At 64.5% G+C, this 15,101-nt stretch carries 11 protein-coding genes; 3 read left to right on the forward strand and 8 right to left on the reverse strand.

The annotated features are described in order from the left end of the window. Positions 1-280: 280 nt before the first annotated feature. The gene (locus RT028_RS00165; protein WP_312931059.1) at positions 281-1,654 is read right to left on the reverse strand and encodes a TolC family outer membrane protein; all 1,374 of its coding nucleotides are present in this window, start codon (positions 1,652-1,654) and stop codon (positions 281-283) included. 474 nt (positions 1,655-2,128) lie between these two features. Here RT028_RS00165 and RT028_RS00170 point away from each other — a divergent pair, with 474 nt between their 5' ends. Continuing rightward, a complete protein-coding gene (locus RT028_RS00170; protein ID WP_312931061.1) occupies positions 2,129-6,211 on the forward strand; it encodes a retention module-containing protein in 4,083 nt (1,360 codons plus the stop codon). Between the two features lie 15 nt (positions 6,212-6,226). On the opposite strand, the gene RT028_RS00175 is transcribed toward RT028_RS00170, so the two are convergent. The 5 genes from RT028_RS00175 to RT028_RS00195 all read right to left on the reverse strand — a co-directional run bounded on the left by RT028_RS00175 (position 6,227) and on the right by RT028_RS00195 (position 10,526). Further along, positions 6,227-7,417: a benzoate/H(+) symporter BenE family transporter gene (locus tag RT028_RS00175; RefSeq protein ID WP_312931062.1), complete on the reverse strand. Its 1,191-nt coding sequence runs from the start codon at positions 7,415-7,417 to the stop codon at positions 6,227-6,229. 521 nt (positions 7,418-7,938) lie between these two features. Then, entirely contained in the window at positions 7,939-8,310 is a 372-nt protein-coding gene (locus RT028_RS00180) for a glutaredoxin (protein ID WP_312931064.1), read from the reverse strand. Between the two features lie 156 nt (positions 8,311-8,466). Continuing rightward, positions 8,467-9,012: a GTP cyclohydrolase I FolE gene (folE, locus tag RT028_RS00185; protein ID WP_312931066.1), complete on the reverse strand. Its 546-nt coding sequence runs from the start codon at positions 9,010-9,012 to the stop codon at positions 8,467-8,469. A 69-nt stretch (positions 9,013-9,081) separates the two neighbouring features. Then, a complete protein-coding gene (locus RT028_RS00190) occupies positions 9,082-9,642 on the reverse strand; it encodes a Smr/MutS family protein (RefSeq protein WP_312931068.1) in 561 nt (186 codons plus the stop codon). 293 nt (positions 9,643-9,935) lie between these two features. Next, on the reverse strand, positions 9,936-10,526 hold the full coding sequence (locus tag RT028_RS00195; protein ID WP_312931069.1) for a cysteine hydrolase family protein: 591 nt from the start codon (positions 10,524-10,526) through the stop codon (positions 9,936-9,938). A 179-nt stretch (positions 10,527-10,705) separates the two neighbouring features. Here RT028_RS00195 and prmB point away from each other — a divergent pair, with 179 nt between their 5' ends. Next, complete coding sequence (gene prmB / locus RT028_RS00200) at positions 10,706-11,614, forward strand: 50S ribosomal protein L3 N(5)-glutamine methyltransferase (protein WP_312931070.1); 909 nt, start codon at positions 10,706-10,708, stop codon at positions 11,612-11,614. Positions 11,615-11,655: 41 nt separating this feature from the next. On the opposite strand, the gene RT028_RS00205 is transcribed toward prmB, so the two are convergent. Together RT028_RS00205 and RT028_RS00210 are read right to left on the reverse strand one after the other, a co-directional pair. Beyond that, positions 11,656-12,441, reverse strand: coding sequence for a hypothetical protein (locus tag RT028_RS00205; protein ID WP_312931071.1), 786 nt, complete (start codon positions 12,439-12,441; stop codon positions 11,656-11,658). Positions 12,442-12,813: 372 nt separating this feature from the next. Continuing rightward, a complete protein-coding gene (locus RT028_RS00210) occupies positions 12,814-13,779 on the reverse strand; it encodes an alpha/beta fold hydrolase (protein ID WP_312931072.1) in 966 nt (321 codons plus the stop codon). Positions 13,780-13,949: 170 nt separating this feature from the next. On the opposite strand from RT028_RS00210, the gene aroC reads away from it, so the two are divergent. Further along, positions 13,950-15,041, forward strand: coding sequence for a chorismate synthase (gene aroC, locus RT028_RS00215; protein WP_312931073.1), 1,092 nt, complete (start codon positions 13,950-13,952; stop codon positions 15,039-15,041). Positions 15,042-15,101: the final 60 nt, after the last annotated feature.

Genomic DNA, 15,101 nt, shown 5'->3' on the forward strand with positions numbered 1-15,101 from the left:
AAGACCCGCTGCTCGTGCAACTGGCAGAGGATCAGCAGGCCATCGAGCAGCGGGTCTTCGACGTGCAACGGCGTGTGCAGGTGATTCACGGCGGTCTACTCCGGCTGCGGTGGGGCGAGCTTGAGCGGGTCCGTGCTCGATGGGCGGCTGGCCGCAGGGCGCAACCGCCCGCTGCAGCCCCGGAACGGGGTGCAGGCTCAGACGATCGCGGGGCGGGGCAGCGTCAACGCGCAACGGTGCGGGTGGCGCGTCAACAGGTCAGCGGTGAAGCAGGCAACACTCAGCGCATGTCAGGCAGGCGTGCCTGGTTGCGTACTTCGGTCTTGGCGATGGCCTCAGGCGGCAGGGTGATGCGCTGTTTGCTCAGCAACTCGCCCATGTTCGCCAGGATCCGGTACATCGAGTATTCCTCGGTGTAGCGCACCTCGGTGTAACGCCGATTGGCGTTGTACAGCTCGTTTTCACTGTCGAGCACATCGAGCAGGGTACGCTGGCCCAGGCCGAACTGGTCCTGGTAGGCGGCGCGTACGCGTTGCGTGGTCTCGGCGTATTGGCGGGCGCTTGGCGTCTGCTTGCGTGCGTTGTTCAGCGCGTTCCACGACAGGCCCAGGTTCTCGTTGATTTCGCGCAGGGCGTTGTTACGGATGTCCATGGCCTGGTTGATCTTGTACGAATCGGACTGCAGGCGCGCCTTGTCGCTGCCGCCGCGGAACAGGTTGTAGGTCAGTTCCACACCGGCCTGCCAATCGTTGTTGCTGTGGCCGCGCTCGCCGCCCAGGTTGTTGTTGGCGCCGGTGGCCAGTACGGCGTCCAGACGCGGGTAGAACGGGGACTTGGCCACTTCGTACTGGCGCTCGGCCGAATCCACGTCGGCTTGTGCCGACTTCAGGTACGGGTTGTTTTCCAGCATGCCCTGGCGCGCAGCGGCGAGGTCGGCCGGCATCATCGGTTTGGCCGACGTCGGCGCTTCCAGCTGATCAGCCTGAACGCCGACCACACTGAAGAAATTGACCTCGGCATCGGCCAGGTCCACTTCGGCGGTGTCCAGATTGTTTTCTGCCAGGGCACGGCGCGCCAGGGACTGATCAAGGTCGGCCGTACTGCCAACGCCACGCTCGCTGCGCAGGCCGATCTGATCGTTGACCCGCAGGTGCGCCTGCAGGTTGTTCTTGGCCAGGGTCACCAGCTCGCGGCGCTTGAGCACTTCGAGGTAGACCTCGATGGCGCGCAGCGCAATGGTTTCGGCAGTGGCCTGAGTGTAGTAGGCCCGCGAGTTGGCCACGGCTTGTGTACGGCCCACTTCGTTGGAGGTGTTGAAGCCATCGAACAGCATTTGTCGCAGACGCAATTCGGACTGGGTGTAGTTCAGCGTCTCTTTGTTGTGGTTGCGCGAGCCATCGGCATTCACGCCACGGGTATTGTTGTTGTCGGAACGCTGGCGCCCATATCCCGCCACCAGGTCGACCGTTGGGAAATAACCCCCGCGCGCGAACTTCACATCTTCATCGGCCGACAAGCGACTGTTGCGGTACTCACTGACTTCCGGGTGTTTGTCGACCGCGCTCTGAACCGCCTCGGTAATGGACATTGCATGCACTTGCGTGCCTGCCGTGGCGAGCAAGATGGCCGTGGTGAGCGGGGCTATAAGGCGCATTGGGGTACTTCTCCCTGGTCTCGATGTACTGAATATTCGCCAAAAAAATGGCGTAAAAAGAGGGTGTAACCGTTTCATGTTTGTAACATCACAGCTAAGAACATTTTCCGCCATAGCTAAGAAGATTTTTTCATAACCGTTATTCCAAAATAAACTTATGCAGTGCCGTCAATAGGCGACATTGTTCACCCAAGAGACGGCGCCAAGTGGCTGTAAATCACGGTTTTAAGGCGTCAATTAATGTTCCATCCCTTTTGCAGCCGAGGACGCAGGAGTGGACGGCAAGCGCGGAATTAGGCGACAAAATATTGTCGTTTGCAACACGTAACGTATCCGCGTTTGTTGAACCTGCCGCCGGGCGCTTTTGCGTACCGGCCATCGCAGCGGTGGTCTCTGCCCAGTGGGCAGGTCCGCTCCAGAGTCACCTGGCACCCCCTTGTTGCAAAACCCATCCAGACAAGGGAGCAGTGTGCCATGGCGAAGTCCGTAGGCGTGGTCAGCAAGGTCATCGGCGAAGTATTTGCAGTGCAGGTCGACGGTACTCGTCGCATGCTCATCGAAGGGGATCGGCTGTTTGCCGGCGAGCAGTTGGAGACCGGTGCTGGCGGTGCAGTGGCCGTGCAGCTGGATAACGGCGCGCTTTTGACCCTGGGCCGCGACAGTCGCGTGGAGATGACCCCGGAACTGCTTAGCCACCAGGCCCCATCCATCGACACTCCCGACCCACTGCCCAGCGAAGCCGAGCTGACCGACGTGCTGCGCCTGCAGCGCGCCATTGCCGCCGGTGCGGACCCGACGGTAGAAGCCGAAGCGCCAGCTGCCGGCGGCCCCAGGCCCTTGGGGGGTGGGCATGATTTCGTCCTGTTGACCGAAGTGGGCGCACGCGTCGAGCCGGAAGTCGGCTTTCCTACCGCAGGGTTCAGCTACCTGCCCGAACCGGGCGGCCGTGACTTCGGCGGTCGCGACCCCAGCAGCCGCTTTCGGGACGGCGTACCCACCTCACCGCCGACTGGCCCCGGTACCGAGCCCCCGGCACAACCGCCGACCGGCCCCGGTATCGAGCCCCCGGCACAACCGCCGACCGGCCCCGGGACAGAGCCTCCGGCACAGCCCCCCACCGGCCCCGGGACAGAGCCTCCGACACAGCCGCCGACCGATCATCCCGTCACCCTGCGTGGCCTGGACGTGGGCCCGGCTGAGTTGGTGCTTGACGAGGCCAATCTGGCGCAAGGCTCTGCCAGCGATGCCGCGTCGCTGACTCAGCGCGGCACCTTTACCGTGGTCGCACCGGACGGCGTCTACACGCTGAGCATCGGCGGCCTGAACGTGGTCAGCGCAGGGGTCGTGATCGGTGTTGGCCAGTCGCTGATCAGCCCCTTGGGCAATACCCTGACCATCACCGGTTATAACGCCCAGACGGGCGAAGTCAGTTACAGCTACACCCTCAACGGCGCCGAGCAGCACCCTGACGGCGGCGGCCGCAACAGCCTCAGCGAGCAATTCGTCGTGCAGGTCAGCGACACCGATGGCGACACTGCCAGCGGTACCCTGGACGTGCTGATCCGCGATGACGTACCCACGGCGGTCAACGATCTCAACGCAACCAGCGCCACGGAACTGCACACACAACTGACCGGCAACGTGCTCCTCAATGACATCCAGGGCGCCGATCGGGTCAGTGACGGCAAGCCCATCGTCGCCGGGACCTTCACCGGCACCTACGGCACCTTGCTCCTGGCCGGAGACGGTTCCTACACCTACACCCTCAATGCCACTGGGCAGGCGTTCAACCAGCTGCATGGCGGCGGGCAGGCCACCGAAGTGTTCACCTACACGCTGCGCGATGCCGATGGCGACACCAGCACCGCAACGCTGACGTTGAATATCAACAACCTCGATGATCCAGTGGTCCTCCGTGGCCTTGACGTGCAAGGGGGCGAGCTCACGGTTTTCGAAAAATACCTCGGGAGTGGCAGCACGCCTGACCCAACCGCACTGACCCAGGCCGGGACCTTCACGGTCAGCGCGCCAGACGGCCTGCAAACGTTGAAAGTGGGCGGTATGACTGTCGTGAGCGGCGGTGTGGCGGCAGATTTCACACAGGGGATTACCACAGGACTGGGCAATACGCTGACCATCACGGGGTATGACCCTGACACTGGCGTGGTCAGCTATCGCTACACCCTGCAGGACAATGCTGCGCATCCCACGGCTGGAGGGGCCAACAGCCTGCAAGAACAGTTCAGTGTCGTCGCCCAGGACAGCGACGGCAGTACGGCGACCGGCACGCTCGACGTGACTATCGTCGACGATCTGCCTGAGGCTCGTAGTGATTACGAGCAGGTGCGTGAAGGCGGCACGGTCAGTGGCAACGTGCTGTTGAATGACACGGTTGGCGCTGATGTCAGGCCTGATGGGCAGTATGTGGTTGGGGTGCGGGCGGGGAGTGATACCAGTATGTCCGCTACTGGCAACGTGGGTGTTCAGGTGCAAGGGCAATACGGCGTTCTCACCATCGCCGCTGATGGCAGCGCGACGTATCACGCCAACCCCAACAGCGTGGGCGCTCCGGGCGGACGTGACGTGTTCGTCTATACGATTCGCGATGCCGACGGGGATGAAAGCACCACGACTGTGACGTTGGACGTGAAGGACAGCGGCCTTGTGGCCTGTCCGGATTTCGACGTGACCGTGTATGAAAAAGCCCTGGATCTGGTGCGCGATGGGAATGATCTGGCGCCTGGTACGGTGGTGGGCAGCGATCCCGGCTCGCGCGGCGAAACCGGCACCGGCACGCTGGTCGGTGCAGTCTCGGGTGGCACGGGCGAGCTCACCTACAGCCTCATCGGCAACGCCACTGGCCAATATGGCCAGATCGCAATCAACCCAGATGGCACCTACACCTACACCCTGACCTCCGCGCCCAAAACGCCGGGTAGCCCGAATAATGGCGCCGATACCCAAACCGAAACCTTCACCTACCAAGCCACCGACGCCAACGGCAATACCATCCAGAACACCATCGTCATCCGCATCGTCGACGACGTGCCAAAGGCTCACTGCGACTACGAACAAGTCCGCGAAGGCGGCTCGGTCAGTGGCAACGTGTTGCTCAACGACATCCTCGGCGCCGATACCCGCAGCGACGGCCAATACGTCGTCGGCGTCCGCGCCGGCAACGACACCTCCACCTCAGCCACCGGCCACGTCGGCACCCAGGTCCAGGGCCAATACGGCGTCCTCACCATCGCCGCCGACGGCAACGCGACCTACCACGCCAACCCCAACAGCGTGGGCGCTTCGGGCGGTCGCGATGTCTTCGTCTATACCCTCCGCGATGCCGACGGCGACGAAAGCACCACCACCGTGACCCTCAACGTCAAGGACAGCGGCCCTGTACCTTGCACGCCATGGTTCGGCAAGCCCTCGGCGCTCACGCTCGACCGCCCCGACCTGGTCAAGTCCCTGGCCCGCAGCGACTTCGTCAGCAGTGCCGGCAGCCTCAGTGCAGTGCTGGTGGTCGCGGGCTTGCTGAGCTCGGCAGACGTGCACGCCGGCCTCGACCATCAGCCGTTCACCGTGGCGCTGCAACAGGGCGAACGGCTTAGCGTTCAGCACGCTGCGGGTAACGGCGGTCTGTCGATGGCCTGGCAGGACAGCACCGGCAGTGCCCAAGGGCTGGCCGAGCACGGCCAGTTCATCGCGCCGCACGACGGCCTCTACAGCCTGCAGCTATCAGGCCTATCGGGCAGCGACGCTCCTGCGGCGCAAGGCTATCAACTGAGCCTGGTGATCGATCACCCGCAAACGGCCATCGACGTCCAGCATCCGCTGGGCACGCCTGACCACCACGACGCGGCCAGCGCCGCGACAACCGCCACGGTTCATGCTGCCCACACCGACGTGGCGCATCCGCCGGCCGCCGGTGAAACGCTGATCGCTACCGACGGCAATGTGCTGCTCGACGGCGGCAGTGGCGACGCGCCGCTGATCAGCGGACAGGGCCACGAGACCGCGAGCTACGCCAACGCCAGCCACGGCGTGGTCGCCGACCTGCAACACAGTGGCGCGGATGCCTTGCACGGGATCGAGAACCTGATCGGCTCCGATCATGACGACCGCTTGTTCGGCAATGCGCACGACAATCTGCTGGTCGGCGGCCTGGGTGACGATCAGCTGACCGGTGGCGGGGGGGACGATACGTTTGCGTGGCGTCAGGGCGAGCGGGGCCACGACACCGTGACGGACTTCAAGCCCGGGCAGGATCACCTCGACCTGTCGCAGTTGCTGCAGGGGGAGGGCGCCAGCGCAACCACGCTGGATGACTACCTGCACTTCAAGGTCAGCGGCGAAGGCGCGGCACTGGCGACGACCCTTGAAGTCAGCAGCCCGGCCAGCGCAGCGCCGAGCCTGAGCATCGAGCTGGCGGGGGTCGACCTTGCCCAGCACTACGGCGTCGCACCCGGCGCAGGCGGCTTCATCGCCTCGGGTCACGACACCACCGCGCTGATCAACGCGATGCTCGGCGATCAGTCGTTGAGGGTCGATAACGTCTGATCCGGCAGGCGCTGCTCAGGCTTTGCGCGGGCTGAGGATCAGCAAGGTCAGCAGCCCGGCGATGATGCCCCAGAATGCCGAGCCAATGGAGAGCAGGGTAAAGCCCGAGGCGGTGACCATGAAGGTGATCAGCGCCGCCTCGCGCTCGCGCGGCTCGGCCATGGCCACGCTCAGGCCGTTCATGATCGAGCCGAGCAGGGCGAGCGCGGCGATCGACAGCACCAGTTCCTTGGGCAGGGCCGCGAACAACGCCGCCAGGGTGGCGCCAAAGACCCCGGCGATGCCGTAGAAAATCCCGCACCAGACCGCAGCGGTGTAGCGCTTGGCCGGGTCTTCGTGGGCATGCGGGCCGGTGCAGATCGCGGCGCTGATCGCTGCCAGATTCACGCCGTGGGCACCGAAAGGGGCCAGCAGCAGGGACGCCAGCCCGGTCGCGCTGATCAACGGCGAGGCGGGTAGCGCATAGCCGTCGGCACGCAGTACGGCCATGCCGGGCATGTTCTGCGAGGTCATGGCTACCACGAACAGCGGGATACCGATGCTGATCGTCGCGGCCAGCGAGAAACTCGGCGTGGTCCACACCGGTGTCGCCACCTCCAGGTGAAAGCCGCTGAAGTCCAGCAGCCCCAGCGTACCGGCGAGCGCCGTGCCGACCACCAGCGCCGCCAGCACGCAGTAGCGTGGCGACAAGCGCTTGACCAGCAAATAGCTGAAGAACATGCCCAGCACCAGCAAGGTCTGGTGCTGGGCTGCAACGAAGATCTCGCTACCGATACGGAACAGGATGCCGGCCAGCAAGGCCGACGCCAGTGACGCCGGGATGCGCCGCACCAAGCGCTCGAAGCTGCCGGTAAGCCCGCACACCAGTACCAGCAGCGCGCAGGTGATGTAGGCGCCGATCGCCTCGCCATAGCTGACCCCGCCCAGGCTGGTGATCAGCAGCGCCGCGCCCGGCGTCGACCAGGCCACCGTGACCGGGGTGCGGTAGCGTAGCGACAAGCCGATGCTGCACACCGCCATGCCGATCGACAGGGCCCAGATCCACGAAGAAATCTGCGCAGTGCTCAGCCCCGCCGCCTGCCCGGCCTGAAACATCAACACCAGTGAACTGGTGTAGCCGGTGAGCATGGCGATGAAACCGGCCACTACGGCTGAAGGGGAAGAGTCGGCCAGCGGCCGCAGACGTGCGGATTTGACAAGAGACATGCTGCGTTCCCTGTGCGGATGTAAGCATTTTTGCAAGCCTAGCGGCTCGTCAGGCGGCTTGTGCCATACAGCCGCGCGCGGGTTTGGCCGTACAGTGTGCGGGATGTGTTTTCGTGATGAGGGGCGGGGTAGGGCTGCTGAAAGTATGGTGGAGTGTGGCGTGCGGGAGGGCACGCGCACGGCTGATGCATCCGCGAAGCGATTTTGTCGGGTCGATTGGCAGTGTCTCGCCTGGCGATCCGGTCAGCCGCGATAGCTACAGGACCGCATGAATTTCAGATATTGCGCGGTCATGTAGGAGCGGCCGGTCCGGCGCTCCGGTCAGCCGCGATGGCCGGCAAAGCCGGCCTGATTCAGGCGCCGCGAAACACCTGATAAATGGAGGTGGCAGCTTTGGGCCGGCTTCGCCGGCCATCGCGAGCGAGCTCGCTCCTACAATGGGCTGCGTGCGTTTCAGGTAGTGCGCGGTCGTGTAGGCACGGCCGGTCCAGCGCTCCGGTTAACCGCGATTTCAGCAGGCTTCAGACGTTGCCGAAGCGCTGATCGAGGTAGGCGATGATGTCGTTGGACTCGTACATCCAGCGCACCGTCCCAGCCTCTTCGATACGCAGGCACGGCACCTTGATCCGGCCGCCGCCTTCGAGCAGTGCCTGACGATGCTGCTCATCGTGCTTGGCATCGCGCAAGGTCATCGGCACGTTGAGGCGGTGCAGGGCGCGGCGGGTCTTTACGCAGAATGGGCAGGCATGGAACTGGTACAGCGCCATGTGCCGGGCTTGCTCGTCGACCTGGGCCTGGGCAGCCGGATCGCGTTTGCGCTTGGCCGGGCGGCTGATCCAGTCACCGAAGACGATGAGCTGGCCGAGCCCGTTGCGCAGGGCTTTGACGATCATGAAACTCTCCTGAAAGCATCGAAACGAAAAAGCCGGTCTCGGGAGGGTAATGCCTGTCAGTCAATTGATTGGGGCTGCAGAGCAGCCCCAACCACCACAACGGGTATCAACTTACTGGAATTAGCCTGACAAGGCCGACCTCCAGGCAGCCACCGATCACTTGATCAGGCTGAGGAACTCGGTACGGGTGGCGGCATTGGCGCGGAACTCGCCGAGCATCACCGAGGTGATCATGCTGGAATTCTGCTTTTCCACACCGCGCATCATCATGCACATGTGCTTGGCTTCGATGACCACCGCAACACCCGCGGCGCCGGTGACCTTCTCGATGGCGTCGGCGATCTGCCGGCTGAGGTTTTCCTGGATCTGCAGGCGACGGGCGTACATGTCGACGATACGCGCGACCTTCGACAGGCCCAGTACCTTGCCCTTGGGCAGGTAAGCCACATGAGCCTTGCCAATGAACGGCAGCATGTGGTGTTCGCACATCGAGTAGAGCTCGATGTCCCGGACCACCACCATCTCGCTGTTATCGGAGCTGAACAGCGCGTTGTTGGTGACCTCTTCGAGGGTCTGCTCGTAACCGCGGCAAAGGTACTGCATGGCCTTCGCAGCCCGCTTGGGCGTGTCACGCAGGCCCTCGCGAGAGACGTCCTCGCCGATCTGGCCAAGGATCTCGGTGTAGTTCTGTTCCAGGGACATGGATCTACCTGTGGGAGTTTTCGCAAAAATGAAGGGTAAGTCGGAGAACGCGGCGCTGCAAGCGTGACGTCACTCGTCGCGGCCTTCGAGCATGGTGCGTTTGAGCATCACGTAGACCGCACCGGTGCCACCATGGCGCGGCTGACAGGAAACGAAGCCAAGCACCTGCGCATGCTGGCGCAGCCAGGTATTGACGTGACTCTTGATCATCGGCCGCTTGCCATCGAGCCGCGCCGCCTTGCCGTGGGTGACGCGCACGCAGCGCACTTCCAGCTGATTGGCTTCGGCAATGAAGGCCCACAGCGTTTCACGGGCCTTTTCAACGCTCATGCCGTGCAGGTCCAGGCTGCCTTCAAAGGCGATCTGGCCGAGCTTGAGCTTGCGCAACTGGGTTTCCTGCACGCCGTCGCGGCGCCAGAACAGCTCATCCTCAGCGCCTACGTCGATGACGAACTGGTCGGACAGGCCATCGATCACCAACGACTGATCGCTGCGGATGGTCGCTTTCTGCCGCAGGCCAGCCAACTGCTGGCGGTCAGCCTTGGGCTTGCCGACCTCGGCGCGGTCGTGGGTGATCCGCTTGACACCACGCACTTCGCTGCGAAAGAGGGAAAAATCGTCGTCTTGCATGCTGCCTCCACGTATGGCGGCGTAGTTTACGCCACTCCACGCAGCAGCGGCAGTTCTGTCGGCGCCAGGAAGGCGCAGGCAACGCCGCATTCAATTTGCATCGAAACGTCCTGGCCGCGCTGCTGGAAGACGGGTGTCCGCCCCCCCACAGCGCCTGGCGTGCAGGACGAGGACGCAGGCGCTTGGCGTCGAAGGCGTTGCACAGGGTCGTGGCAGGTCGCTGGAGCGGTGCAGCGGTGCAGCGTAGGGCTCGCAGCCGCTCGACAGGTTTCCGATCCGCCGCCGGGTTAGGCTCAGATCAGGCTGGCGGTAGGTGCAACGCAGGCAAAGTTGTCGGCCATCACCGCCATTTCATTCTGGTGAATCTGCGCGGCGGGGATGACGCTGTCCTTGAACGCCAGATCGCGCGTGGCAGAGGCATCCTCGACCAGGGTGCAGCGGTAGCCGTAGTCCTTGGCGCGGCGCACGGTGGTGCTCACGCTGGAATGGCTCATGAAACCGCAGACGATCAGATCGAGGTGGCCAAGGCCCTGCAGGGTCTCGTGCAGCGAAGTGTTCTTGAAGGCGTTGGGCATGCGCTTCTCGATCACCACCTCGCCGTCCTGTGGCTCGAGCCCGGGGATGAACGCGCCGCGTGGCCCTTGCGGGTCGAACAGGCCGCCCACGGTGCCCAGGTGACGCACGTGGACGATCGGACGCCCCGCCTGGCGGGCGGCAGCGAGCAGGCGGGCGATGTTGGCCGTGGCCTCATCCATGCCCGACAGCGCCAGGGGACCACTGAGGTACTCCTTCTGCGCATCGATGATGATCAGGCTGGCCTGGCTCAGTTTGGCCGGCGGATAATCGCGGCCGCTGAGACGGAGCATGGTGGTTGGAACGGACATCAAGGGCTCCTTTGCGATAGGGCTTTTGCGGGCCATTGTCCTCTGCCGCGACGACAATGGGAATGCTTGACAGCGTAAGCGGCATGGTTACTGGCCTGTGGCTATCTGTCGGGGCGCCTGGGGAATCATTTGCAGGCGTGGGCTGATAGACTTTCGCGCTGCCTTCAAAGGAGTCCACTGTGATCACTTCCCGCTTGCGCACTCTGCGCGACCACATCCGCTGGGCGGTCAGCCGCTTCCACGAACACGACCTGTTCTTCGGCCATGGTGCCGACAATGCCTGGGACGAAGCGCGCCTGCTGGTACTCGGCGCGCTGCACTTGCCCTGGGAAGTTGCCGACAGCTACCTCGACTGTCAGCTCGAAGACGATGAGCGTGTTCGTCTGCAGCATTTGCTCAAACGCCGCATCGAAGATCGCACTCCTACCGCGTATCTGCTCGGCGAAGCCTGGTTCTGCGGCATGGCATTCATCGTCGATAAACGCGTGCTGATCCCGCGCTCGCCCATCGGCCAGTTGCTCGAAGAGCGTCTGGAGCCCTGGCTGGGCAGCGAACCGGCGCGCATTCTCGACCTGTGTACCGGCTCTGGCTGCATCGGCATCGTGGCCGCCGATGTGTTCCCCGAGGCCGAGGTGGTGCTTGCAGACCTGTCGTTCGACGCGTTGGAAGTCGCCAACCAGAACATCGAGCGCCACGGCCTCGAAGAGCGTGTCTACACCGTGCAGGGCGACGGCTTTGGCGGCTTGCCGCACCAGCGTTTCGACCTGATCCTGTCGAACCCGCCGTATGTCGACGCCGAAGATTTTGCCGACATGCCTGCCGAATACCAGCATGAACCGGAGCTGGGCCTGGCCTGCGGCAAGGACGGCCTGGACCTGGTGCGACGCATGCTGGCCGAAGCGGCAGACCACCTCACCGACAAGGGCCTGTTGATCGTCGAGGTGGGCAACAGCCAGGTGCACGTCGAACAACGTTACCCGGAAGTGGATTTTGCCTGGCTGACGTTCAAGCACGGTGGCCATGGCGTGTTCATGCTCACTGCCGAACAGTGCCGCCAGCATCAGGACCTGTTCCGCGCCCGCGCCTGATGCCCTGCGCTGCGCCTGCCCTGGCGGGGCAGGCGTTCGCCTCAGCGGGTGGCGATGAAGATCAGCAGCCCGGCCTGGAACACCGCAAAGGCCACCAGGCAGGTGATGGTGAAGCGCAAGCCGCTGTCTTCACGCTCGACCCGCGCCATGCGTTCGTCGCGCTCACGCAATTGGCTGGCCATGTCCTGCAACTGCTGCTCGGCATGCTGCAGCATCGCTGCAGTGTCGAGAATCTGCAGCGCCTGCACCTTGTCTTCGTTCCAGAACGGCCGCAGCTGGCTGACCACGGCGTCGAGCGTATGGCCCTGGGTGGGCTGGCCGTCGGTGTAGCTGATGTCCAGGCCAACGCTGCGCAGCACATGGTCGCGGCGCAGGCGCAGGTCATCGTTCATGGCATCGCGCGCAGGCAGGTCGGCGCCCATCACGCGGTAGTCAGGCCAGCGGCTTTGCAGCCATTTGGCCGCCTGGGCCAGCAGGAAGCGGCCCAGGCCGCGGTTGCTGGGTTCCAGCTGCAGGCCGTGTTCACCACCGACCTGTACCTGGCGCAGCGCGTGATCGACCCGCACGTCGAGGCGGTTCTGCTCCTTGTGGGTCATCTGCCCAGGCAGGCGAATGTCCAGGCGCAGCAGGCTGTGGGTGCTGCTGTGCCGTTCCACCCGACCCCATTGCACGAAACGCAGCCCGCGCGGCCCACTGCGGTCGGTGGGTTGAGCGGTGAGGCGCAGAAGCTGGAAGTCTTCGGTGGCCACTTCGGCCCAGGGCAAGGGCGGGCTGGGTGGGTCTTGCGGCGCTTGGGCCGGTTCCAGGCCGGTGGGGGCGACGGTCATCACGGATCCTCGGGTGCGTGCCGGCTTGGCGCCGTTGCCGTGGCGAGGGATCGAGACCGCTCTCGCTCACGCTGGCTGGGGCTCTGTACGAAAAGTCTTGAGACGAAGGTCAGGCAAGGCGAAAACCGGCGAGGAAGCGGAGTGTACTGGAGTACATGAGCATTCCGAGCTGGTTTTCAACGCAGCATGAACGAGTATCAAGGCTTTTCGTACAGAGCCTAGGGCAGCACGCCCAACGCCGGCGCCTGATCCAGACGCGGAGGGTGGGCCTGCAGCTTGCGTGAATCAATCGGGGCACTGGACGAGCGCGCTGACGGCATCGGCATTGAGCCAATGCCAGTCTATCGGCAGCGACCGGCACAACCTGAGGGTTCAGCGGCCAGGCAGGTCTTGAATGAACGCCACCACTTTTTCGCCCAGCTCGCGCGCCAGCGGCAGCTGCGGGTTGTTGTAGCTCTCGCGCTGCTCGCTCATGTCGCGCGGGCTGATGCGCAGCATGTGGTTCATGCCGTCGATCAGCACCATTTGCGCATCGGGCTTGGCGGCATGCAGCCGTTCGGCATCGAGCACCTCCACCTGCACATCGTTGCGGCCTTGAATGATCAGCGCCGGGAGGGTCAGTCGGCCAAAGGCGGCCGCCGGGTCCTGGCGCAGCAAGGAAATCAGGTACGGCTGCACGCTGGGGCGAAAGGCCTGGCGCAGCGGAGTGGGTACGTCGAGGCTGGTCTGCCCGGCCATCAGGTGGTCGAGCAGCAGGTTGCCGCGCAGCATGTCCGCCGGGCTCAAGCGTTTGGCCAGTTGCTCGCGCAGCACCTGATCGATCGGGCGACCGCTGCCGGCCAAGGTGATCACGGCGCTGGCGCCGGCCTCCTGGGCGGCGAGGCTGGCAATCAGCGCGCCTTCGCTGTGGCCGATGATGATCAGCGGCCCGAAGCGCGGATCGGCACGCAGCTGCTTGCCCCAGGCGACGGCGTCGGCGACATAGCCTTCGACGCTGAGGTCGCGTTCATCGGGGGTCGCCGGCTGGCTGGCCGCCACGCCGCGCTTGTCGTAACGCACGCTGGCGATGCGCTGCTTGGAGAGCATCAAGGCCAGGCGCTTGAGGTTGTCGACCCGCCCGCCCGCAGGGTTGTTGCCATCACGGTCGGTGGGGCCTGAGCCAGCGATGATCAGCACCACGGGCGGTGGGGTGTCTTGCTGCGGCAACAGCAGGCTGCCGTGCAGCACGCCGTGGCCGGTGTCCAGTTCGATCGGGCGTTGTGACACGGTAGGGGCAGCGGCGTAGGCGGCGTTGAGACACAGACACAGCAGGAGCAGGGCGACGAAACGCGAGGTCATGGAGGGGCGCTACGTGGAGAGATAGAGCTCAGACCCAGCGGCCCCTGGAAGGTTCTGCGCCGCCGCAGGCGTTGCGTGCCGGCGAACGAGGCGACGGCGCCTACACCGATCAGGGCCATTTTCCGTATACTCCTCGCTTCGTTCACCTCAGGCAGATTCGCGGAGCGTCCATGTCCGGCAATACCTACGGCAAGCTGTTCACTGTCACCACCGCAGGCGAAAGCCATGGCCCGGCGTTGGTCGCCATTGTCGATGGGTGCCCACCGGGCCTCGAACTGTCCCTGGACGACCTGCAGCACGACCTCGACCGGCGCAAGCCCGGCACCAGCCGGCACACCACCCAGCGTCAGGAAGCCGATGAGGTCGAGATCGTTTCCGGCGTGTTCGAGGGGCGCACCACGGGTTGCTCGATCGGCCTGCTGATCCGCAACACCGATCAGAAATCCAAGGACTACTCGGCGATCAAGGACCTGTTCCGCCCGGCCCACGCCGACTACACCTACCACCACAAGTACGGCACCCGCGACTACCGCGGCGGTGGTCGCAGCTCGGCGCGGGAAACCGCCATGCGCGTGGCGGCCGGCGCCATCGCCAAGAAATACCTGGCCACCCAGGGTATCCGCGTACGCGGCTACATGAGCCAGCTCGGCCCCATCGAGATCCCGTTCCAGACCTGGGATAGCGTCGAGCAGAACGCCTTCTTCAGCCCCAACCCGGCCAAGGTGCCAGAGCTCGAGGCGTACATGGACCAGCTGCGCCGCGACCAAGACTCGGTCGGGGCCAAGATCACCGTGGTGGCCGAAGGCGTCATGCCGGGTCTGGGCGAGCCGATCTTCGACCGTCTGGACGCCGAACTGGCCCATGCGCTGATGAGCATCAACGCGGTCAAGGGCGTGGAAATCGGCGCCGGCTTTGCCAGCGTGGCCCAGCGCGGCACCGAGCACCGTGATGAACTGACGCCAGAAGGCTTCCTCAGCAACAACGCCGGCGGCATCCTGGGCGGCATCTCTTCGGGCCAGCCCATCGTCGCGCACCTGGCCTTGAAGCCAACCTCCAGCATCACCGTGCCGGGGCGCTCCATCGATGTCGACGGCAGCCCGGTCGACGTCATCACCAAAGGCCGCCACGACCCGTGCGTGGGCATTCGCGCCACGCCGATTGCCGAAGCGATGATGGCCATCGTGCTGATGGACCACCTGCTGCGCCACCGCGGGCAGAACGCCGACGTGCGAGTCACCACACCCGTACTCGGCCAGGCCTGATCCTCAGGCCCTGCGGCGGGTGGCTTCAGCGCCCGCCGGCACCATCCGTTCAGCACACCC

It is taken from the genome of Pseudomonas sp. (genome assembly GCF_032058845.1).
Taxonomy (GTDB): Bacteria; Pseudomonadota; Gammaproteobacteria; order Pseudomonadales; family Pseudomonadaceae; genus Aquipseudomonas.